General features: G+C 42.1%; 17 protein-coding genes and 4 tRNA genes. 15 read left to right on the top strand and 6 right to left on the bottom strand.

Annotation, left to right across the window (positions count from 1 at the left end; all coding sequences use genetic code 11):
• Positions 1–144 precede the first annotated feature (144 nt).
• The 3 genes from FLL46_RS16400 to FLL46_RS16390 are packed head-to-tail and all read left to right on the top strand — an operon-like array spanning position 145 to position 4,379.
• Positions 145–1,944, top strand: coding sequence for an assimilatory sulfite reductase (NADPH) flavoprotein subunit (locus tag FLL46_RS16400; RefSeq protein ID WP_168204198.1), 1,800 nt, complete (start codon positions 145–147; stop codon positions 1,942–1,944).
• Between the two features lie 2 nt (positions 1,945–1,946).
• Positions 1,947–3,650, top strand: coding sequence for an assimilatory sulfite reductase (NADPH) hemoprotein subunit (gene cysI / locus FLL46_RS16395; protein WP_142932415.1), 1,704 nt, complete (start codon positions 1,947–1,949; stop codon positions 3,648–3,650).
• A 9-nt stretch (positions 3,651–3,659) separates the two neighbouring features.
• Complete coding sequence (locus FLL46_RS16390) at positions 3,660–4,379, top strand: phosphoadenylyl-sulfate reductase (RefSeq protein ID WP_246119334.1); 720 nt, start codon at positions 3,660–3,662, stop codon at positions 4,377–4,379.
• A gap of 99 nt (positions 4,380–4,478) precedes the next feature.
• Here FLL46_RS16390 and amrA read toward each other — a convergent pair whose 3' ends face one another.
• Positions 4,479–5,045, bottom strand: coding sequence for an AmmeMemoRadiSam system protein A (gene amrA, locus FLL46_RS16385; RefSeq protein WP_168204197.1), 567 nt, complete (start codon positions 5,043–5,045; stop codon positions 4,479–4,481).
• The gene (gene amrB / locus FLL46_RS16380; protein WP_142932412.1) at positions 5,032–5,877 is read right to left on the bottom strand and encodes an AmmeMemoRadiSam system protein B; all 846 of its coding nucleotides are present in this window, start codon (positions 5,875–5,877) and stop codon (positions 5,032–5,034) included. Before amrB ends, amrA begins: the two co-directional genes overlap by 14 nt.
• 518 nt (positions 5,878–6,395) lie before the next feature.
• On the opposite strand from amrB, the gene amrS reads away from it, so the two are divergent.
• The 5 genes from amrS to fadJ all read left to right on the top strand — a co-directional run bounded on the left by amrS (position 6,396) and on the right by fadJ (position 14,000).
• On the top strand, positions 6,396–7,469 hold the full coding sequence (gene amrS / locus FLL46_RS16375) for an AmmeMemoRadiSam system radical SAM enzyme (RefSeq protein ID WP_210418728.1): 1,074 nt from the start codon (positions 6,396–6,398) through the stop codon (positions 7,467–7,469).
• A gap of 426 nt (positions 7,470–7,895) precedes the next feature.
• Positions 7,896–8,678, top strand: coding sequence for a glutamate 5-kinase (gene proB / locus FLL46_RS16370; RefSeq protein ID WP_142932410.1), 783 nt, complete (start codon positions 7,896–7,898; stop codon positions 8,676–8,678).
• Between the two features lie 72 nt (positions 8,679–8,750).
• Complete coding sequence (locus FLL46_RS16365; RefSeq protein WP_142932409.1) at positions 8,751–10,016, top strand: glutamate-5-semialdehyde dehydrogenase; 1,266 nt, start codon at positions 8,751–8,753, stop codon at positions 10,014–10,016.
• A 307-nt stretch (positions 10,017–10,323) separates the two neighbouring features.
• Positions 10,324–11,814, top strand: a complete 1,491-nt coding sequence (gene fadI / locus FLL46_RS16360; RefSeq protein ID WP_142932408.1) for an acetyl-CoA C-acyltransferase FadI — start codon at positions 10,324–10,326, stop codon at positions 11,812–11,814.
• The gene (gene fadJ, locus FLL46_RS16355; protein WP_142932407.1) at positions 11,814–14,000 is read left to right on the top strand and encodes a fatty acid oxidation complex subunit alpha FadJ; all 2,187 of its coding nucleotides are present in this window, start codon (positions 11,814–11,816) and stop codon (positions 13,998–14,000) included. Before fadI ends, fadJ begins: the two co-directional genes overlap by 1 nt.
• Positions 14,001–14,137: 137 nt before the next feature.
• Here fadJ and FLL46_RS16350 read toward each other — a convergent pair whose 3' ends face one another.
• Positions 14,138–15,028, bottom strand: a complete 891-nt coding sequence (locus FLL46_RS16350) for a GGDEF domain-containing protein (RefSeq protein ID WP_142932406.1) — start codon at positions 15,026–15,028, stop codon at positions 14,138–14,140.
• A 400-nt stretch (positions 15,029–15,428) separates the two neighbouring features.
• The gene (locus tag FLL46_RS16345; RefSeq protein WP_142932405.1) at positions 15,429–16,172 is read right to left on the bottom strand and encodes a YciK family oxidoreductase; all 744 of its coding nucleotides are present in this window, start codon (positions 16,170–16,172) and stop codon (positions 15,429–15,431) included.
• A gap of 661 nt (positions 16,173–16,833) precedes the next feature.
• Between FLL46_RS16345 and uvrY the strand changes: the two genes are divergently transcribed.
• The 7 genes from uvrY to FLL46_RS16310 all read left to right on the top strand — a co-directional run bounded on the left by uvrY (position 16,834) and on the right by FLL46_RS16310 (position 21,051).
• Positions 16,834–17,478, top strand: a complete 645-nt coding sequence (uvrY, locus tag FLL46_RS16340; RefSeq protein WP_142932404.1) for a UvrY/SirA/GacA family response regulator transcription factor — start codon at positions 16,834–16,836, stop codon at positions 17,476–17,478.
• Between the two features lie 178 nt (positions 17,479–17,656).
• On the top strand, positions 17,657–19,474 hold the full coding sequence (uvrC, locus tag FLL46_RS16335; RefSeq protein ID WP_142932403.1) for an excinuclease ABC subunit UvrC: 1,818 nt from the start codon (positions 17,657–17,659) through the stop codon (positions 19,472–19,474).
• A gap of 135 nt (positions 19,475–19,609) precedes the next feature.
• Positions 19,610–20,215, top strand: a complete 606-nt coding sequence (pgsA, locus tag FLL46_RS16330) for a CDP-diacylglycerol--glycerol-3-phosphate 3-phosphatidyltransferase (protein WP_142932402.1) — start codon at positions 19,610–19,612, stop codon at positions 20,213–20,215.
• 103 nt (positions 20,216–20,318) lie between these two features.
• Positions 20,319–20,394, top strand: a tRNA-Gly gene (locus tag FLL46_RS16325).
• A 209-nt stretch (positions 20,395–20,603) separates the two neighbouring features.
• Positions 20,604–20,677 (top strand) — tRNA-Cys (locus tag FLL46_RS16320).
• Between the two features lie 168 nt (positions 20,678–20,845).
• Positions 20,846–20,932, top strand: a tRNA-Leu gene (locus FLL46_RS16315).
• Positions 20,933–20,975: 43 nt separating this feature from the next.
• Positions 20,976–21,051, top strand: a tRNA-Gly gene (locus FLL46_RS16310).
• A gap of 185 nt (positions 21,052–21,236) precedes the next feature.
• On the opposite strand, the gene FLL46_RS16305 is transcribed toward FLL46_RS16310, so the two are convergent.
• Positions 21,237–21,923 (bottom strand): glutathione S-transferase family protein, encoded by a 687-nt coding sequence (locus tag FLL46_RS16305; protein WP_142932401.1) that lies wholly within the window; start codon positions 21,921–21,923, stop codon positions 21,237–21,239.
• Positions 21,924–21,927: 4 nt separating this feature from the next.
• On the bottom strand, positions 21,928–22,473 hold the full coding sequence (locus FLL46_RS16300; RefSeq protein ID WP_142932400.1) for a thioredoxin family protein: 546 nt from the start codon (positions 22,471–22,473) through the stop codon (positions 21,928–21,930).
• Positions 22,474–22,478: the final 5 nt, after the last annotated feature.

Here is a 22,478-nt window from a genome sequence, read left to right as displayed (position 1 = left end):
CAGGAATCTTGTTTTCTATTAAGAGTGACGGAAAAGTTAATCATTACATTACCAGTGGTTATTACCCAATAGCCGATAATTAGTGGTCGAAATTAGCTGACAGGCTCAAAATTCTGTTCAATTATCATTAATTGAATAGATATTGTGAATAAAAAAGTTGACCTTCCTCACAATGCACTGCCATTAAACCCCGATCTCCTTGAGACGGTGCAGAAGTTCGATAGTAAAGAACTCTACTGGTTAAGTGGTTATTGCTCTGGGCTCGCAGATGCCAAGCACACAGGTGTCGAGTCGAGCATTTTGCCAACCGCTGCTGCTGTTTCACAAGCGCCCGTCGCGCTAAAAACAGTGGTTCTTTACGCTTCTCAATCCGGTAATGCGCAAGACTTGGCAGAATTGCTGCACCAAAATCTGGGCCAAAAAGGCATCGATGCCGAATTAGCATCAGTGGCAGATTTCAAAAGCAACAAGCTCAAAGAGCAACAGGTCATTTTGATGATCGCTTCAACACACGGTGAAGGCGAGCCACCTGATGATGCAATTGACTTCCACGAGTATGTACTTGGCAAACGAGCACCTAAGTTAGAAGGTGTACGACACGCCGTTCTTAGCCTGGGTGATTCTAGCTACGAATTCTTCTGCCAAACCGGTAAAGATTTCGACCAGGCATTTAGCAAGCTCGGCTCTCAATCCTTAGTTGAGCGGGTTGATTGTGATTTAGATTATGATGCGCCAGCTGCAGAATGGATTGCAAAAGTTGTTGATGAAGTTGCGCTACTTTCAGATTTTGCGCCAACAGCCGATGTTCAAAACATTACAACAGCGAACCCTGCCTGTGAGTGGACTAAAGCCAATCCTTTTACTGCGACAGTTCTCGAAAATCAGAAAATTACCGGCCGTGGTTCGATAAAACACATTAATCATCTCGAGTTATCTTTGGAAGGCTCTGGCATAAACTATTTACCAGGAGATTCTCTGGGCGTTTGGGCGAAGAATAATGCCGAGGTGGTTTCCGAGATCTTGACACTAACCGAGTTAACGGGTGATGAGCAGATTGCTCTCAAAGAGGGCACTAAAACACTGGTTCAGGCACTTACTGAGAACCTCGAAATTTCTTTGGTTAATAAAGAATTTGTGTCGCAATATGCCGAACTCACTAATTCAGATGCGTTACGAGAGATCGTTGCTGAAAATTATTTGAATTTTATCAAAAACAACCAGTTGGTTGATGTGATTCGGTTTTCACCGAAAAAACTGGAAGCGCAACAATTGGTGGATTTACTCAAGCCGATTAAACCAAGAATGTATTCTATCGCGTCGAGTTTACAAGCGGCTCCTGAAGAAGTTCATTTAACCGTCGGGTTGCAACAATCTGAAAATGACAATGGAACTCGCTATGGAACGGCAAGCCACTTCTTGATTGAAGCCCTTCAGGAAGATGATGAAGTGTTAGTTTTTGTTGATGAGAACCGCCACTTTAAACTTCCAGAAAACGATCAGCCAGTTATTATGATAGGTCCAGGTACTGGGATTGCACCTTTCCGAGCATTCTTACAAGAACGCCAAGAAATATCTTCAAGCGGAGAAAACTGGCTTTTCTTCGGCAACCCTAATTTCAATACTGACTTTTTATACCAGGTTGAATTACAGAATTATCTTAAGGACGGATTACTCACTCACTTAAGCGTTGCTTTTTCACGCGATCAATCTGAGAAAGTTTATGTTCAACATCGTTTGTTAGAAAACGCAGAATCCCTGTGGCAGTGGATTAATGAAAAGCAAGCTTATATTTATGTTTGTGGTGACATGAGTCGAATGGCTAAAGATGTTGAGAGTGCGTTAATCACTATTGCGAAAGAGCAGGGTGGCAAGTCACAAGAAGACGCTGAAGTGTTTATCAAGGCGCTTAAGAAAGAAAAGCGATATCAAAGAGATGTATATTAATCATGGCAATTGAACAAACAAAATATGATCCGTCAACGCATTCAGATGTTGAAAGAATTAAAGTAGAAAGTGATTATCTGCGCGGAACCATTACGCCTAGCTTAAAGAATCCTGTGACAGGTTCGGTTGCTGATGATGATTTAATGTTGATTAAATTTCACGGTATTTATCAGCAAGATGATCGTGACCTGCGTAACGAGCGACGCAAACAGAAACTGGAACCACTGTATTCATTTATGATCCGTGCTCGCGTTCCTGGTGGTGTGGCAACTTCTGAACAATATATTCAAATGGCTAATCTCGCGACTCAGTATTCTAGCGGTAGTTTGCGTTTGACAACACGACAGGCCTATCAGTGGCATGGAGTATTTAAGCGCAATTTAAAAACTACTATTGCTGGTATTAATCAGTCAATGCTGGATACCATTGCAGCATGTGGCGATGTGAATCGAAACGTGATGAGTAACCCTTTACCACAGACTTCCGCCGTTCATGCTGAAGTGTTTGATTGGGCAAAAAAAATCAGTGAGCATCTGCTTCCTAAAACCAAAGCCTATCATGAAATTTGGTTAGATGGAGAGAAAGTTGAGTCGTCTCAAGAGCCAATTTATGGCGAAACTTATTTGCCACGAAAATTCAAAACGGCAATTGCGATACCTCCCTACAATGATGTTGATGTTTATGCCAACGATTTAGGTTTTATTGCCATTATCGAAGATGAAAAGCTTATTGGATTTAACGTGACAATTGGTGGTGGCATGGGGAGTTCCCATGGAGATGAAACAACCTATCCGAGAGTCGCTGACGTGATTGGATTCTGCACATTGGATCAAGTACTAGATATTTCTGAAAACGTTGTGAAAGTGCAACGAGATTTTGGAAATCGAGAAGTGCGTAAGCACGCGCGGCTGAAATATACGGTCGATACACTTGGTTTAGAAGGTTTCAAGCAAAAGCTATCTGCTTATGTAGGCTATGAGTTGGCTGAAGCTAAACCGTTTGAATTTGTTCACAATGGTGATCGCTATGGTTGGATGCAAGATGAAAAAGGTAATTGGCACCTGACTTTATATATCCATAGTGGCCGTATTGTCGATACAGACGAGAAAAAGCTTTTCACTGGTTTACTTGAAATTGCAAAAATTCATGACGGGCAATTTCGAATATCACCTAACCAGAATATGATTATCAGTGATATCAAACCTGAAACAAAACCAAAAGTAGAAGCGCTATTGAAGAAGTTTGAAATCAGTATTGGTGAAACAGAGTCGCCGACTCGATTGAACTCAATTGCCTGTGTGGCTTTTCCGACCTGTTCTTTGGCGATGTCAGAAGCAGAGCGCTACTTACCGACTTTCATCGACAAACTAGAAGTGCTTTTGGACAAATACTCAATTAAATCTTTACCAATCAATGTACGCATGACCGGCTGCCCTAATGGCTGTGGGCGACCATTTTTAGGTGAGATTGGCATGGTTGGTAAAGCACCCGGAAAATACAATTTGTATCTTGGTGCCAGTCATACGGGGCATCGATTAAACAAACTTTATCGCGAAAATATCAACGAGCAACAGATTTTGTCGGAATTGGAACCAATCTTAAAAGATTATTCTGAAGAACGAAATCAAGAGGAGCATTTTGGCGATTTTGTTATTCGTAAAAACTATGTAAAAGCTGTTAATAATGGGCTTGATTTTCACTCTTAGGAGATGACAATGTTAGATTCTGTGTGGAACGAAAAAGAGGTTCTGGATGCGAATCACCTATTAGAAAAACTACCTGCTCAACAACGAGTTGAGTGGGCTATTCAGAACTTGCCGGCAGAATTTGCGTTATCATCGAGTTTTGGCGTTCAATCTGCAGTGAGTCTTCATATGGTGACTCGAGTTAAACCTGACATTCCAGTTATCGTGGTTGATACCGGGTATCTTTTTCCCGAAACCTACCAGTTTATCGAAGATTTGACCGAAAGGTTAAACCTGAATTTAAAAGTTTACCGCTCTCAGATGAGTAGTGCCTGGCAGGAAGCTCGCTTTGGCAAGTTATGGGAAAAAGGGCTCGATGGACTGAAGCAGTACAATACCATGAATAAGGTTGAACCGATGGAAATCGGACTGCGCGAACTGAATGTTAAGACCTGGTTTGCTGGTTTGATGAGATCTCAGTCCGAAAGTCGAAAAGATCTTCCGGTGGTGCAGAAAATCAGAGGGAGAATAAAAGTTCATCCGTTAATTGATTGGAATAATCGAATTGTTCACCAATATCTTAAGCAACATGATCTGCCATACCATCCTTTATGGGAAAAAGGTTATGTTTCTATTGGTGATATTCATAGTACAGTGCCATTAAGTTTAGGTATGACTGAAGAACAAACTCGATTTGGCGGTTTAAAAAGAGAATGTGGTTTGCACGAAGATTCTCTTTCTAGTCTTTAGTTTGATGTCAGTTTTAAGCTTGGGTAAAACTGGCTATAGATAATACTGCGAAAAAAAACTTGCTTAAAACGCTTTGCATTAAAGCAAAACTCTTCTGTTTCAATCAATTGTGATGGTGGTATAGCGGGAGAGTTTCATTTCATTACTCCAGAAATTTTCTGCTAATCCTGCTTTTAATTTTAACTCCTTAATAAAAGTTTTGGGATCCTTTAAGCTTTCCCACACCGCCGGAAGAAATGTCGCATTGTGGTTTTGATATTGGAGAATAATTCCATCCTTACCGGCTTCTAATTGGCTAATTAAATCTTTTTCATCTTTTACAACCATCATTTCTTTTGGTGAGAGTACCGAAACGGATATGTGCAACATAGGTTCTTCAATGTGATTAACCGGTGGAAAGCGGTTATCTCGAAATGCTGCGGCAAATGCATGCTCTGCAACGTCTTGTATCAATGGTTGATATGGCGTTAATGTGCCGACACATCCGCGCAATTTGTTGGTTTCTTTTAAGGTGACGAATGTCGCTGTATTTTGTTGTAACCGAGACGAATAATTCCCAAGTTCAAGTATCGGTACTTCCTTGTAAGTTAAACCATATTGAATCGCATGCCTGGCCGTTGACAAAATGACTTGTTTATCTTTAAGTGTGAGTTTAGTAGATGGCATAAGAGGCATACCCCACAACTCTTGACTTGTCGCCGGCGGTATCTCCTGAGTTACATTGAGCAAGAGTTGAAACCTGCATTGATTTTTCCTGCGCCACTTTTAAAAGTCCCTGGATGGGCGTACTGCCACATGCCATTTCATGATTCAGCGATTGATAGTCGAGGTTGTTAATATATTCTGTCGTTTTTCGGTCGGTTTCTCTGGCTGTATGATAATCAAGAAAATGACTGAGATCTGAGCTAATTAAAAAGATTGTTTCGGCGCCTTCCCAAAGGTACTCGATGATTTCCGAAACCTGTTCTGTTGAAGCACCACCCACTGCAATGGGAATGAGTTTTATTTTGTCAAATATGCGCTGAATAAACGGAATTTGGACTTCTAACGAATGTTCCTCTTGATGCGCCAAATCCGAAATCTGAATTTGAACGAATTGGGTAAGCTCCTGTAGCTTTTGTTTATCCAAAGGAATTTCTCCCAATGGTGTGGAGAAATACTCAACTGACGGAATCGCCAGGCCCTCAATCCACACTCGATGACATGGGCCTAGCAGCACTATGCGGCTAATTTTGTTTTTCCTTGCCCTTAACATAGAATAGGCATAAGCCGCTATCTTGCCTGAATATTGATAACCGGCATGTGGAACAATCAAGGCTTTGGAAGAATGCTTATCGGGTGAAAGAACATGCTTTTGTGGTGCAGACTCAGGTTGATAATCGCCATTTTCCGAAAAAACAGAGGCACTTTCATCTAATAATTGATCGACATACTGAGCAAGAATGTCCCCATCTGCCGGATAGAAACTACCAGCAACCGCGGCTTTCCTTACTCTCATAATCAACCTCACTTTGCTTGAAATAAGCAGGTGTTATCAACATGATTGTCTAGAAGCATATTGTTCTAGAGGTGCATGGGCCTAGATGCACATTGGCATAGAGACATGCTAGAGCACTTGTTTAATTATGTGCGAAAAAAACGGATATTCAAAATTATATTTGAATATTGTTTCTTTGTTGCGGGAAAACTTGCCATTGTTGGCAACAAGAAAGGGCGTCATTGGTTGATGTGGCCTTTTTTGATATTGCTGCTTTTAAAGATAATCTATCACTTTACCTGGCCCATGATCATTCTCCTGTAGTATTTAATTAAAGAAAAATCCTAAAAGAAAACTTCAACTAGCATTAACCAATTTTAATCGATTGTAAGAGCGATCGTTTTGACTGAGAACAACCGAAATAATTGATAAGTGGCATGAATTATGCCGCTTATAGCTTTGTTTAATATCGGGGAAAATATCACTCGAAATCAATAGAATTACTTGCAAAAATTTAAAATATCTCCATGCTAGTTATTATGGAAAACTTCAATCATGCAACTGACTACTGGCACTTGTTAGATGACGGTAGAGTTCAATGTGATCTTTGTCCTCGCTATTGCAAATTGAAAGAGGGGCAGCGAGGTTTGTGTTTTGTCCGTCGCAACCATAATCATCAGATTGAACTCACTTCTTATGGCCGGTCAAGCGGGTTTTGTGTTGATCCGATAGAGAAAAAACCGTTGAATCATTTTCTTCCCGGTACACCGGTTTTATCTTTCGGCACTGCAGGTTGCAACCTTGCATGTAAATTTTGTCAAAATTGGGATATTAGTAAGTCACGAGAAATCGATAAATTATCTTCAGTAGCAACGCCGGAAAAAATTGCTTCAGTTGCAAGTCAGTCTGGCTGTCGTAGTGTGGCTTTTACCTACAATGATCCCGTTATATTTCATGAGTATGCCATCGACGTTGCACAAGCTTGCCGAGAAAAAAACATTCACAGTGTAGCTGTGACTGCAGGATATATTTGCGAACAACCAAGAGAAATTTTTTACCGTTACATGGATGCTGCAAATGTCGACCTGAAAGCTTTCACTGAAAAATTTTATTACAAACTCACTGGTGCCCATTTGCAGCCGGTACTAGATACACTGATTTATTTAAAGACCCAAACTGATGTGTGGTTTGAAATAACCAATTTGTTGATTCCTGGCAAAAATGATTCCGAACAAGAGATCGAGGCGATGACGCAATGGGTTATTGAAAACCTCGGGCCGAATGTTCCTATGCACTTCACCGCGTTCCACCCCGATTGGAAAATGAAGGACATTCCTCACACGCCGGCTGACACGCTGGTTATGGCCAGAAATATCGCGATAAAAAATGGCGTTCACTATGTATATACTGGAAACATCCATGATAAGTCGGGCCAGAGTACATACTGCCATCACTGTAACCAAATTTTAATTGGTAGAGACTGGTATCAATTAAGCGACTGGAATATTAAAGGCGGCAATCATTGTTGTAATTGCAATCAAGTTGTCGCTGGTGTTTTCGAAGCCGAAGCTGGCAATTGGGGGGCGCACCGATTACCGGTAAGAATGACTTAGTTTTAATTGTGCCCGATTTTGAACTCAAGTCATTGAACTTAAATTTTGATTAGTTTGATATTCGTTTGTTTATTTGAAGCTTTATTACTTTTTTATATGGTATTAATGGACTGCCAACTTGAATTTTAAAAAAAATTCAGTAGCATGAGAGAGGTAAAACGATATTGTTGTAAAATCGTATCGTTGTAAAAACTTATTTGTTGCCCAAAAGTGACCTCTAAACAAAGTGAAAGATTTTGGCAACCTGAGAATTTTTATGTTCATTTGCAACAAGAAACAATTCATTAGTATTCCTTCCTTTAATCCCCTTGTGGGTTAGTTCATCTATTGCTTGTCAAAATTGTTTGATAGTTGACTGTTCAATTATCGAATTTATAAATGCGATTGCGAGAGCAATCGACTCAAATTACTAATCTGAGAATTAAGATGAATCAACTTAAGTCTTCATGGCGAAGAGTCGTGATCAAAGTGGGAAGTGCGCTAGTTGCACCAGAAGGAAAAGGATGCAGCACGAAATATTTATTAGCATTGGCTGATTTTATTCACCATTGCCACAATCAAAATAAACAAGTTGTTATCGTATCGTCGGGGAGTGTGGCTGCCGGTGCGGGACTAACAAATCATGATCTTTCTGAGCCGCTGTCAATTCCACAGAAACAAGCGCTGGCTGCAATTGGTCAGTCTCATGTCATGCAACATTGGCAAAAGTTATTTGATGATACTTGCGCGCAAATATTGTTAACGCGTTCTGATCTCGAAGGCGATAAACGTGTGGTTAACGCGAGAAACACGTTAGAAACTTTATTCAAAATGGATGCGATACCTATCATCAACGAAAATGATTCGGTAGTCGTTGATGAACTAGTTGTCGGAGACAATGATAATCTGGCAGCGCGCGTGGCGGTGATGTGTGATGCTGACCTGTTACTCATTTGTAGTGATGTGAATGGACTTTACGATAAGAACCCTAAGCAGTTTGACGATGCGAAGTTATTGGCAACAGTTGACACAATCGATGAACGTATTCTGGGTTTTGCTGACGTCACTAATAACCCCATTGCAACAGGCGGAATGCACACAAAATTACAGGCTGCACAATTAGCAACCGGGGCAGGAATTGACACAATCATTATCAATGGCCGCGAAGCAAAATCATTTGAAAGATTAAAAAACGAAACAATTTCTGGCACTTTGTTTATTGGCCGTTAGTGTTTTAATCATCAGGATGTTTGAATCTTTTGTTTTAACTGAGATAGAAAAATTATCATTCGGGTAAGTAACATGAATCAATTAGTTAATATAGAGCAAGTTCAGCTGCAGTGTAAAAAAACTCAATCAGCAGCAAAATTATTAGGTGTGAGTTCTGAACAAAAGAAAAATGAAATATTAAAAAGCATGTCAGATTTAATCGAAAAGAATCGTCTTGCTATTCTCGAGGCAAATAAGATTGATTTAGAACGTGCCGAGCAATCTGGTTTGAGTCGAGCAATGATTGATCGCTTAACGATTAATGAAACGACAATTCGCCAGATGCAACAAGCGCTCAATCAGGTGGCGAATTTAGCTGATCCTTTAACTTCAAGCTACCCGGAGGTTGTTCAACCGAGTGGCATCAAAGTGACAAAGAAACGAATTCCGCTGGGTGTTATTTTGATGATTTATGAATCGCGTCCAAATGTGACGGTGGAAGCCGCAGCGCTCGCGCTAAAGAGTGGTAATGGTATTATTCTGCGGGGCGGAAAGGAAGCTTTTGAGTCTAATCAAGCCATTGCGCAATGTTGGCGAGAAGCGCTCATAGACAATGAAATGAGTGCAGACACTGTTAATGTGTTGAACTCCACTGACCGTCAATTGTTAGATCAACTATTAAAATTGGACCAACATATCGAGGTGGTTATACCTCGCGGCGGGGAGGGACTGATTCGACATGTGGTCGCTAACAGTCACATACCGGTGATTAAACACTATAAAGGCGTTTGCCATTTGTACGTTGATGAAATGGCCGACCTTAATATGGCAATTGATATCCTAATTAATGGAAAAACTCAACGACCAGGCGTTTGTAATGCGCTGGAAGGGCTCGTGGTTCATCAGGTCATCGCCAAGCAGTTTTTACAACAGGCTTTTCAAGCCCTTCATTTAAAAGATGTGCAGATGTTTGGGTGTGCAGAAACGATTGAAATTTTGCCGTCCATCGATAAAGCGAGAGAAGAAGAATTTTTAGCGGAATTTCTCGATCTGAAAATTTCCTGTAAAGTAGTTAAGAATATTGATCAGGCAATTGATTTTATCGACCAATATGGCTCGGGACACACCGAAGTGATCGTCACTGATTCGCAACAAAATGCTGATAAGTTTGTTAACCGGGTTGACGCCTCGGTGGTGATGGTCAATGCTTCTTCACGATTTTCGGACGGCGGTGAATTAGGTTTGGGCGCAGAAATTGGTATATCCACGTCAAAAATACATGCTTATGGTCCGATGGGGCTGGAGTCCTTAACCAGCGAAAAGTTTGTTGTCAGGGGCAATGGTGAGGTAAGAAGTTAACCATGAAGGCCATCTCGCATCACGTCATGTTGTGAATGGCAGGACTGTTATTGGTGTAACTCGAAACAGTGATTATTGCCGTTTTAAAGTTAAATTCAAACAAACGTTTGAATAAATTGGTCGGATCAGTTAAATTCTGCTGCAACCTTCAACTTCAACAGGGTCTTGTTTGTACTAGTTTAATACTTGTGTATTAAGTCACTATTTGTTTCTACCAGATTGATCCGTGAGCTATAGTCAGTAAGCTATAGTCAGAATAGTGGCGAGAAACTGACGTACCTGAAAGATCGACCGAGCGAGAGCAAGTATGAGTGAAACTCCAGAAAATAAGCAAAATTCTGATAAAACTTCGGCTGCTGCAGACAATGCCGCTGAAAACGCGACTAAGACTGTAACTGATAAGACCGTTACTGAAAATAAAAGTCAACAGGATAGCGAAGTTGGTGCTGAGGCTAAAGCTGAGAAAAAGACCAGTCGCGCTAAAACCACTTCACGCAAAAAGCGTGCTTCTGTCAGTCAAGGCGAACGTGTCGCTGTTGTCGCCGGATTAAGAACGCCATTTGCCCGCCAGCTGACTCACTTCAAAAGCACCAACGCGATTGATATGGGCAAAATGGTCGTTTCTGAAATGTTGGCAAGAACAGAGATCGATTTATCATTGATTGAACGCGTCGTGTTTGGTCAGGTTTTGATTCAACCTGAAGCACCTAATATCGCGCGCGAAATTGTATTGGGCTCAGGGATGGATGTCAGTACCGACGCTTACAGTGTTTCACGAGCTTGCGCAACTAGTTTTCAATCTGCAGCTAGCATTGCCGAGTCGATAATGGCTGGCAGTATTTCAATTGGTGTCGCGGGTGGGGCGGACACATCCTCGGTTGTACCTATTGGTGTTGGTAAGAAACTGGCATCTATCCTGGTTTCCCTGTCAAAAGCCAAAACCATGGGGCAACGATTAAAGCTACTGAGCAAATTGCGTCCGAAAGATCTTGCACCTGTGCCACCTTCGGTTAAGGAATATTCTACCGGCTTAACCATGGGGCAAAACGCAGAGCAGATGGCAAGAGACCATGATATTGCTCGTGAGCAGCAAGATGAACTGGCCCACCGTTCACACACATTAGCTGCTGCCGCATGGGAATCGGGCGTATTAAATGATGAAGTCATGACCGCTTATGTTGAACCTTTTAAACAAGCGCTGACTCGAGACAATACCGTACGATTTGATTCTAAACTTGAATCTTATAAAAAACTACGTCCGGCCTTTGATAAAAAACATGGCACCTTAACCGCCGCCAATAGTACCGGTTTAACCGATGGTGCCGCGTCATTGTTGTTGATGAGTGAGTCGCGGGCGAAAGAACTCGGCTACAAGCCTCTGGGTTATATTCGCAGCTATGCTTTCGCCGCAATTGATGCCACTCATGATATGTTGATGGGGCCGTCATACGCGACCCCCCTCGCGTTAGATAGAGCGGGGCTGAGTCTGTCTGATCTCACTCTGGTCGACATGCATGAAGCTTTTGCCGCACAAACACTTTGTAATGTGAAAGCGTTTGGCAGCAAGCAATTTGCCAAAGAAAAACTGAATCGTTCGAGTGCGATTGGTGAAATTGATATGGATAAGTTTAATGTGCTCGGTGGATCGCTCGCTTACGGTCATCCATTTGCAGCGACAGGGGCAAGAATGATCACACAAACTTTAAGGGAACTTAACCGACGCGGTGGCGGTTTAGGGTTGACGACTGCCTGCGCGGCAGGTGGACTAGGCGCCGCTATGATTTTGGAGGCTGAATAATGAACGCTAATAAGAAATCAGCATTTTCTTTACAGGTTTCCGATAACGGAATTGGATGGATAACCATTGATGTTCCCGGCGAGTCTCAAAATACTTTAAGAGGTGAATTTGTTGATGAAATCACCGCATTATTTGATGAAATTGAAAGTAACTCCGGGATAAAAGCACTGATTTTAACTAGCGGAAAAGACGACAATTTTGTTGCCGGTGCCGACATTGCCATGTTGGAATCCATTAAAACGGCACAAGAAGCAACTGAGTTAGCCTTAACGGGGCATAAAGTCTTTTCTCGCCTCGAAAATATGAATATGCCCGTTGTTGCGGCTATTCATGGCGCATGTCTTGGTGGCGGTTTAGAGTTAACGCTGGCGTGTAGCCATCGGGTTTGTACCGATGACCGAAGCACTAAATTGGGGTTGCCTGAAGTTCAACTAGGCGTGCTTCCCGGTGGCGGTGGAACACAAAGATTGCCGCGATTAGTCGGTATTGCTTCGGCGCTTGATATGATGCTCACCGGACGGCAGCTAGTCGCTAAGCAAGCGAAAAAGCTGGGCTTGGTTGATGAAGTCGTTCCATTAGCGAATTTGCGCAAAGCTGCGGAAAAAATTGCTATTCGCCAAATTGGCAGAAAACGCCGCAAAATTAGCGAATTAAAACTTGAGTTGAAACCATCTTCACTACTAAAGCTACCTGAGTTGCAAAAGTTAGTGTTAGAAACATCGAGTTTTGGACGTAACATTATTTTTGACAAAGCACTGCAAACCGTCAACAAGAAAACCCATGGAAACTATCCTTCGCCGCCGAAAATTATTGAATGCGTCAAAGTTGGTATGGAAGAAGGGTTTGAAGCGGGTATGGCGACCGAAGCAAAATTATTTGGTGAATTAGTCGTATCGCCCGAGTCAGAGCAGCTGATGAATATCTTTTTCGCGACCACAGAATTGAAAAAAGACAGTGGCGTTGAGAGCGATGCTAAGCCCCAAAATATTGCTAGAGTCGGCGTACTCGGCGGTGGTCTTATGGGAGCTGGAATTGCCTTTGTGACAGCAGATAAAGCTGGCAAACCTGTTCGAATTAAAGATATGAATAGTGAAGGGATTAACCACGCACTTAAATATTGTTGGGAAATTTATCGCAAACGAATAAAACGAAAACGTATTTCAATTAATCACGCGAGTAAACGCTTTGCTGCGATTAGTGGCACCACAGACTATAGCGGTTTTAAACGCGTTAATTTAGTGGTCGAAGCCGTTTTCGAAGACTTGGATCTTAAACAAAAAATGGTCAAAGAGATTGAAGAAAATTGTCATGAAGACGTTATTTTTGCGACCAACACTTCTTCGATTCCAATTAGCGATATTGCCAGTGCCAGTCAAAGACCGGAAAGAGTTGTCGGCCTGCATTACTTTTCCCCCGTCGATAAAATGCCGTTGCTGGAAATTATCAAAAGCGATAAAACATCTGATGAAGTCATTGCAACTTGTGTAGAGTTTGGTCGCCAACAAGGCAAAACGGTTATTGTTGTTCGTGATGGTGCAGGGTTTTATGTGAATCGAATATTGGCGCCTTACATGAATGAAGCCGGGCAACTAGTTGCAGAGAGTGTCGCTGTTGATCGTCTTGACAAAGCGCTGGTTAATGCAGGATTTCCAGTTGGCCCGATGACTTTATTGGATGAAGTGGGAATTGACGTCGCCACCAAAGTTGCGCCCATTCTGGAAGAAGCTTTTGGCAGTCGTATGGCACCGCCGGCGATGTTTGACAAGCTCAAGTCTGATGATCGAAAAGGGCGAAAAAATGGGCGTGGTTTTTATCGTTACGACGTTAAGGGTAGCAAACCCGTTGATGAAAGCATTTATCTTGCCCTGGGGATCCAGCCGGGTAACACCATGGACGACTCTACGATTGTGCAGCGATGTTTATTAATGATGGTGAATGAAGCAGTACGTTGTTTGGAAGATGGCATTATTCGCAATGTGCGAGACGGCGATATCGGCGCAATTTTTGGTATTGGGTTTCCTCCATTTTTGGGCGGACCATTCCGTTATATTGATTCGATTGGCGCGCAGGAAATTGTTAAGCAAATGGAGATGCTGGAAAAAATACACGGCGAGCGATTTAAACCAGCTCAATTGTTAGTTGAAAAAGCGGAAGCCGGAGAGAAGTTTTATCCATCGAAAGATTAAAAATTATTGAACCGAAAATTGGTTAATAAAGAAATTCTTTGAGGCATATTTTGCATAAAAGAAAAGGCGAACATGATGTTCGCCTTTCTCTTTTTACTGACTTTTTATTTTGACTAATTCGCCTGAATTCAGGTGAATTAAGGACGAACTACAACACGATCTCGACCTTCATCTTTTGCCTGGTAAAGAGCCTTGTCGGCGTGATACAAAGTGTCGCTGACATCTTTTAAATTATTTGCTGAAGAAATACCAACAGAAGCGGTTACCGAAATATTTTTGTTTGAATTAATGGTGACTTGTTTGATTGCCCTACGAATTCGTTCAGCAATAAATTTGGCACCATCCAACTCTGTGTTAGACAAAAGAACAACAAATTCTTCTCCGCCGTAACGGAACACTTCGTCTGAACGTCTGACTGTGTTACGTATTTTTTGCGCGACAGCTTTCAAAACTGAGTCTCCAACAATATGACCGTAAGTGTCATTAATATTTTTAAAATGATCAATATCAATCACCATGAGCGAAAAGCCGGTTAAGTGCCGTTTGAATGAGCAGATCTCTCGGTCTAATGCTTCATCGAAAGCTGCCCGGTTACTAATTTGAGTGAGTGGATCCCTGTGCGCTTCAGCAACCGCTTTTTGATATAAAAGTGCATTTCGTAGTGGATAAATTAACAGGCTTAACAATCGTTCCATCAGATCCGTTTCTATAATTGAAAATGGTTTAGCGCGTGTGCATTCGATCTCACCTAGTAACTCATTTTCTAATTCAAGTTGATAACGGCACCGATGAACTTTAGTTTCACCTGTCTGATAATTTAAAAGTCGGTTTTCATTTTTATAACGGACAGAATCGCAAGGGATAAGGCGAGCTGTTTCGTGACAAAATGCTTGTAGTAATGGAGTCAACTCAATCGTTTGCTGAAGTTGTAGCGCTAAGTGAGTGATATCAAGTGAATCAGTTTGATTCTCTGTTGCAGCACGATAACGCTCGATACCAATAACTTTTGAAGATGATGTTGTTTTCATTTTTCGCCTCTACTGCTGAGCCAGGAGTTAACCTTTAACGCTCTTACCTCTGGGAGTTGCTCAATTACTCATAAAATTTAATAATCACTTAAGCAATGAGTGTGCCAAAAAATAAAAATCTATATAAATCAGATGGATAAGTCTTTTCATTAAAGTAGAGTCAAAACTATGCTAAAAAGTTGACGCTCTATTTTTATTGAAAATCAAAGAGTTAAGTTGAATTAAGCGATACAGAATAAAAATCCGTCAAAAATGTGGCAATTTCTTGCCGCTTTTGACAATAGCGAGCTATTTGATAGGCGATTATCAGCAATCTATGTCAGAAGATGTAAACGAAGCGCCTGCGCAGAAATTCGTTATCTACGCAGGTTTTAAGGGCTTTTAGGGATGAATCGCTGGTTTATTTTGGCTGAGCGTCAATAGACTGTCCATTTATTGTACCGCTATCATCTCCCATCAAATATAAATAAGTCGGCGTGATTTGTTCCGGCGTTTTCAATTGGTATTTGTCTTCTGCGGGGTAGGCTTTGGCTCTCATTTTTGTCCGAGTTGCGCCTGGGTTGATTGCATTAACCCGAATATTAGAACCATCTAACTCGTCGGCCATTACCTGGGTAAGCCCTTCAATAGCAAATTTTGAGACAGCATACGGGCCCCAAAAGGCTCTTCCTGTCTTTCCTACGCCAGATGACGTCATAATGATAGATGCGCTCGGTGATTGCCTCAGTAATGGCATACAGGCGTTTGTTAACAGATAAACGGCATTAAGATTCACCTGGATAATCTGATTCCAGGTTTCCGCTGAGGTAAATTCTATCGGAGCCAGTTCGCTAATCATTCCTGCATTGTGCAAGATACCGTCTAATCTACCCAGCTCAGACTGGATCGTTTCCGCCAGGCTTTTAAATTGTTCCGCAGAAGCGGTAAGCAAATTGAGCGGTAAAATAGCTGGTTTAGGTGAGCCATCGGCGATAATTTCATCATAAACGGCCTCAAGTTTTGGAATATCTCGCCCGTGTAAAACAACGGTTGCACCGACTTTGGCGTACTCTCGCGCAACGGCTTTGCCAATTCCGTCACTCGCGCCGGTTACTAAAATCACACGATCTTTTAACAAATTATTTGCAGGTTGGTAATCTTGCATCAACAATCCTATTTTGAATCTTTGAATTCTAACGAACCTATTTTAACCCCAGCTCGGGATAATAAAAGCTATCCAGCACAATCATTTTTGCGTCTCTCCGCGTTAAACTTGCTACCAATAGCGGGCTATTACCACGCAAGTTCGCCTTGATAGCCACAAAAATGATTGCACTGGCCAACATGAGACATTAATTGCTAAGTTAAAAAGTAATCTGTTTTTTGTAACGGATTGATTGTTAACATTTTCTAGCTTTTCTTATCCCGAGCTGGGGTTAATTTAAGTCTTAAAAACTCAACGAGCAAAGATTAAAGGCTGATTAATAATTAAACAGATTGAGTTCAAAGACACATTCGTTAACTAAGTTTGGGATAATTTTACCAGCGTTGATTAGAAATATCGTTATCTAATTACCACTATTATGCCAGAATAAAATTTAGAGACTACTTGCAGTGTTTATCTGATTGACTAAGATCTCAATAGAGCAATCGTGTAAAGCGTAAGATACGCCCAAACTAATTGCAGATGCAGGATTCAGCAAGTAGTTTGGGTATATAATCAACAGGACTTGCCGAATATTACCTTAATATTTGCGCGGTGCCGATAAAGTGGTAAGCTTTTAAAATTAAAGCGGCGAAAACTAGCCGCGACATGGAGGGGAACATTGATTAAAGTACTTATTGTGGATGATCATGAGTTGATCAGAAGCGGAATTAGCCGCTTGTTAGCCGATCACGAAAAAATAAATGTGATAGGTGAAGCTTCAAGCGGTGAAGAAGGCATTACCAAGTCTAGAGAATTGCGGCCTGATGTGGTTTTAATGGACGCGAATATGCCCGGAATTGGCGGTCTGGAGGCAACTCGACGACTGCTCAGGTTTGATCCTGATATTAAAGTGATAGCGGTTACTGTACATGGTGACGAGCCTTACCCAACTCGCTTTATGCAGGCCGGCGCTGCTGGCTATATTACCAAGGGAGCCGATATTGAAGAAATGGTGATTGCGATCAGGCAAGTTGCCAGTGGAAAACGCTATCTCGCGCCGGATATTGCCCAACAGATGGCATTGAATGCTGTTAATCCTGATGAAGGCAGCCCATTTGATGATTTATCTGATCGGGAAATGCAAGTCATGTTGATGATAACTCGGGGCCAGAAAGTGCAAGATATATCGGAGCAGCTTTTTCTGAGTCCGAAAACAGTCAATAGCTATCGGTATCGATTGTTTGAAAAGCTAAAAATAGAGAATGATGTTGAACTCACTCATTTAGCAATTCGCCACGGTATTATTGAATCTGAAAAGCTTTAACTGAACTCGATTTTATTCGTGGTTTTAATTGTACTGGTTGTAATTGTACTGGTTTTAATTGTAATAGTTGTAAAAGGAGTTGGTTGCGAGGGAGTACGTTGCCGTTGATTAAAAACGGTTGTTTGAAGTGATTATTACCGAAGTTTATGAAGATGGTTAATTAAAAGGCAAGCCTACTATTTCTGCAGAAAGTTTCGATTATAAATTATTCCTGAAAAATCTCACCCAACTACCTGGAATTTATCAAATGATAAACCAGGCGGGTGAGATTATTTATGTTGGAAAAGCAAAAAACCTGAAGAAGCGCGTTTCAAGCTACTTTCAAAAACAGGATCACACGCCGAAAACCAGGGTAATGGTTTCGCAAATTCATGACGTTCAAATCGTAGTCACTGAAAGTGAGAATGAAGCGCTTATTCTTGAAAACCAGTTCATCAAGAAATATCGCCCGCGGTACAACGTCGTTTTTCGCGATGACAAAAGTTATCCCTATATTTTGCTCTCAGATGAGGACTACCCTCGACTGAGTATCCATCGTGGCCGGCAGACTAAAAAAGGCGACTACTTTGGGCCATTCACCGGTGCCACTGCCGCAAGATATAGTATTTCTCTGATGCAAAAACTGTTTTTAATTCGGCAGTGCGAAAACAGCGTTTTTAAGTACCGGTCCAGGCCTTGTTTGCAATACCAAATTAAAAGATGCAGTGGTTCTTGTGTTGATAAAATCAGTCAACGGGACTACTTAAAAGATGTTGAACTCGTCAGATTATTCTATAAAGGTAAAAATCATGACGTTTTAAAAGTACTGACAGAGAGAATGCAACTGGCTTCTGAAAAACTGGAGTTTGAAACTGCGGCACAAATTCGGGATCAAATCATTCAGTTAAGACGTGTTCTTGAAAAGCAGTCGGCTCAGGGAAGCGATACTGATATCGACATAATAGCGACTGGGATGATTGAAAAAACAGTCGGAATTTTTGTCTTGCATATTCGCAATGGGCTAGTGCAGGGAAGTCGTAATTTTTTCCCAAAAGTGCCGGGAGATACCAGCGTCGAAGAGGTGATTGAATCGTTTATCGGCCATTTTTACACAGCCAGCCAAAATGAATTACCAGCAGAAATTATCACTAATCACCCGTTGGCCGAGGCTGAAGAGTTGGCGGGATTAATCGGCGAGAATCGCGGTAGCAAAGTTCGCCTTGCTCATAAAGTTAAAACCAGTCGAGCAGCCTGGCTTGATATGGCCAATCGCAATCTGAATGAGATGATTAGCGCGAAGTTAGCAACAAAAAATCACACACAAAAACGCATGCAGTGTTTAATGGATGAACTTGCGTTAGATAAACTACCTATGCGAATGGAATGTTTTGATATTAGCCACTTTCAAGGGGAGCAAACAGTTGCTTCATGTGTTGTTTTTGAGCAAGGCCAGGCCAAAAAATCTGATTATCGACGGTTTAATATCAAGGATGTTGCAGCGGGAGATGATTATGCCGCGATTGAACAAGCTGTTAGACGGCGATTTCAGCGTTTGGTCAGAGAAGAAGCCAAGTTACCTGATTTACTGATAATTGACGGTGGTAAGGGGCAGTTGAATCAGGCACAAAAAGTCATTGAAGAGCTTAATCTTGACGAGGTCACTTTAATTAGCGTGGCGAAGGGGAGTGAACGCAAAGTTGGTATGGAGCAAATATTTTTTCCTTCCGAAGCCATTGCCAGACGATTAAATGATGACTCTCCTGGGTTACATCTAATTCAGGCCATTCGAGATGAAGCGCACAGATTCGCCATAACCGGCCATCGAGGTAAGCGTGATAAGCAACGAAAAACCTCGATACTTGAAGGGATCCCAGGAGTTGGGGCTAAGCGGCGGCGCGCGATTATTCAGCACTTTGGTGGATTGCAAGAAGTAAAGCGAGCAGGCGTGAGTGATCTTAAACAGGTTGATGGGATCAGTCAGAGTCTGGCGCAGTCTATTTACGATCATCTACATTAGTTTGCACGTTCGATATAATAAAACGGTTCTTCAAGCGCCAAGCTCGAAGCTTGTCACAAGAATCTCGAAATAAAGATGACTTCTGTGTCGCCGGTGTTAAAATGGCAAACATCAAACAGTCGTTTAAGCGTTAGCATGAATATAGCGAACCTCCTTACATCTTTTAGAATCATCTGCATTCCCTTGCTGGTCTTTTTTTTCTACTTGCCAGTTACCTGGGGGCAGACCACTGCGGCTTTAATTTTTGCAGTCGTTGGCTGGACTGACTGGTTTGATGGGTGGGTTGCGCGAAAGTTTGATATGCAGTCGCCACTGGGCGAGTTTCTTGATCCGGTGGCTGATAAGCTAATGGTTGCTGCGTCTTTGGTATTGTTGGTAGAGCAGCATGCAACTATCTGGATTGCGGCGCCTGCGTTGGTTATTATCAGCCGTGAAATCACCGTTTCAGCACTGAGAGAGTGGATGGCTGAATACGGTGAAAGGTCTGCAATCAAAGTCGTATTTATCGCCAAAGTAAAAACATTAATGCAGCTGTCTGCGATTTTCTTTTTGTTATTAGCGGGTGGTGAGCCCGAAGTGACATCAATTTTAGAGCATAGCTGGTTGTATATTTGGGGCTATATTTTCTTGTATGTCGCAGTTGGCTTAACATTGTGGTCAATGTATATCTATATGAAAGTAACATGGCCATTGTTGGTTTCGGCAAAGTTTGAAAAACAGCCAGAATCCAGTGAAAATTGATTATTAAATCAGCAGCTTGCGGGCAGAATAAAAAAGTTTGGGTTCATACAATAATCTTGCTTGACAGAACCTAATCTTGCTGTAAAATGCCTGTCCACTTGAGGCGGGAATAGCTCAGCTGGTAGAGCACGACCTTGCCAAGGTCGGGGTCGCGAGTTCGAATCTCGTTTCCCGCTCCAATTTTGTTTTAAGTAAAAATTCTAAATTGTCGTTTTGGATTTAGCGTGCGACTCCGGAATTTTTATTAATTTGGGGTAGCGATCCGGTGTGCCGGCCCAGCCGAATCACGTTTCCCGCTCCAAATTTTAAACCTCAACTGCATTAACCTGCTTTGAGGTTTTTTTACGCTAAGTGTTGGAATTATTGATACTTTGCGGTTTCAAGTTATGGCTGAGTGGCAGAGTGGTTATGCAGCGGACTGCAACTCCGTGTACGCCGGTTCGATTCCGACCTCAGCCTCCACTTTCCTTTCATAGGAAAATGATAAGACGTCTGCCCGGGTGGCGAAATTGGTAGACGATGTGCAGGACGCACAAGTGTCACGAAGGACAGGAGTCCGAGAGTGACCGCAAGGGACTTGCGAAAATGATGAATTTTTGTTTTAGATGTTATTAAGTAATGCCCCCCAATGCCCGGGTGGCGAAATTGGTAGACGCAAGGGACTTAAAATCCCTCGAGAGAAATCTCGTGCCGGTTCGACTCCGGCCCCGGGCACCATGATTATCCAAATTTAAAGAGATTTTGCTTCTCTTTATATCTAGCGGGAATAGCTCAGCTGGTAGAGCACGACCTTGCCAAGGTCGGGGTCGCGAGTTCGAATCTCGTTTCCCGCTCCAATTTCACTTTAAGTAAAAATTCTAAATTGTCGTTTTGGATTTAGCGACTGACCCCGGTATTTTTATTAATTCGGAGTAGCGAGCCGGTGTGCCGGCCCAGTCTAATCTCGTTTCCCGCTCCAATTTCACTTTACGTAAAAAAACTAAGTTGTCGTTTGGGATTTACCATACGACCACCAGCAATATTACCGTGAAACGATGTTTTGGATTGCTGATGCTTTTTCCTTGTCATTTTCGGTTGGCTTATTGTAATTCGTTGGATCTGGTACAGCTGCACCACGTTTTAAAGCTGGTCGAGTTTCCAATTGGTTGAGCCACCTTTGTAGATGCGGCAACTCGCTAATGTCGACACCCGCCCAATTATGAATGCGTGTCCAACTCCAATTAGCAATGTCGGCTATCGAAAAGTTTCCCGCTAAAAACTCGTTATCACTGAGTTGAGTATTCAAAACTTGGTAAAGTCGGCGCGTTTCATTTTGGTAGCGCTCAATAGCAGCAGGTATTTTTTCTGGAAAGTATCGATAAAACACATTCGCTTGCCCCTGCATCGGCCCGAGTCCACCCATTTGAAACATCAGCCACTGAATCACCCGTGAACGTCCTTTAACATCTGTTGGTAAAAGTTGTCCTGTCTTTTCTGCGAGGTAAATCATGATTGCACCTGATTCAAATATGGCAAAGCTATCTGCGCCATGATCCACAATGGCCGGGATACGGCCGTTGGGATTAATAGCGGTATAACTTGGGTCTTTTTGAATACCAGTGTTAATATCAATCGGCTTCAAGTTGTAGGGCAATGCGAGCTCTTCTAGCGTCGCAGAAACTTTCCAGCCGTTGGGCGTTGCCCAGGTATATAAATCAATATTAGCCATGTGCTTATCTCCACTTAATTGAGCATCCCATGCTCGCGATTTGTTGTTTCGGACCCTGTCCAGTTGCAGCGATTTGTTTCATCGCATTAACCAGTTCTTTGGTTCTATTGGTCGGATTACCCATAGCCGCATCGTCAATACGGCCTCGATATTGCAGTGCTCCATCTTTATTAAAACCAAAAAAGTCAGGTGTGCAGACCGCCTTATATGCGCGACCAACAGATTGATCTTCATCCACTAAATATGGAAAGGTAAATCCATGTTGGTGCGCAAACTTTTTCATAAAAGGTGGGCTGTCGATTTCCAGGTAGCGATAGTCGTTTGACATAACTGCTAGCACATTGATACCTTCCGCCTGAAGTTCTTTCATATCGTTGGAAAAACGCTCAGCAATGGCTTGTACGTAGGGGCAGTGATTACAAATAAACGCGATCAAAAGACCTTTGTCTCCGAGCTGTTCGGACATGGTGTAGCGTTTTCCGTCCGAATCTTTCAAAGTGAAATCAGGCGCCTTCCAGCCAAAATCACAAACAGGTGTGTCAAGTAACATCGTAT

It is taken from the genome of Aliikangiella coralliicola (assembly GCF_007004725.1).
Taxonomy (GTDB): Bacteria; Pseudomonadota; Gammaproteobacteria; order Enterobacterales; family Kangiellaceae; genus Aliikangiella; species Aliikangiella coralliicola.
Note: the sequence above shows the minus strand (reverse complement) of the source record. Positions and strands in the feature narration are given on the sequence as shown.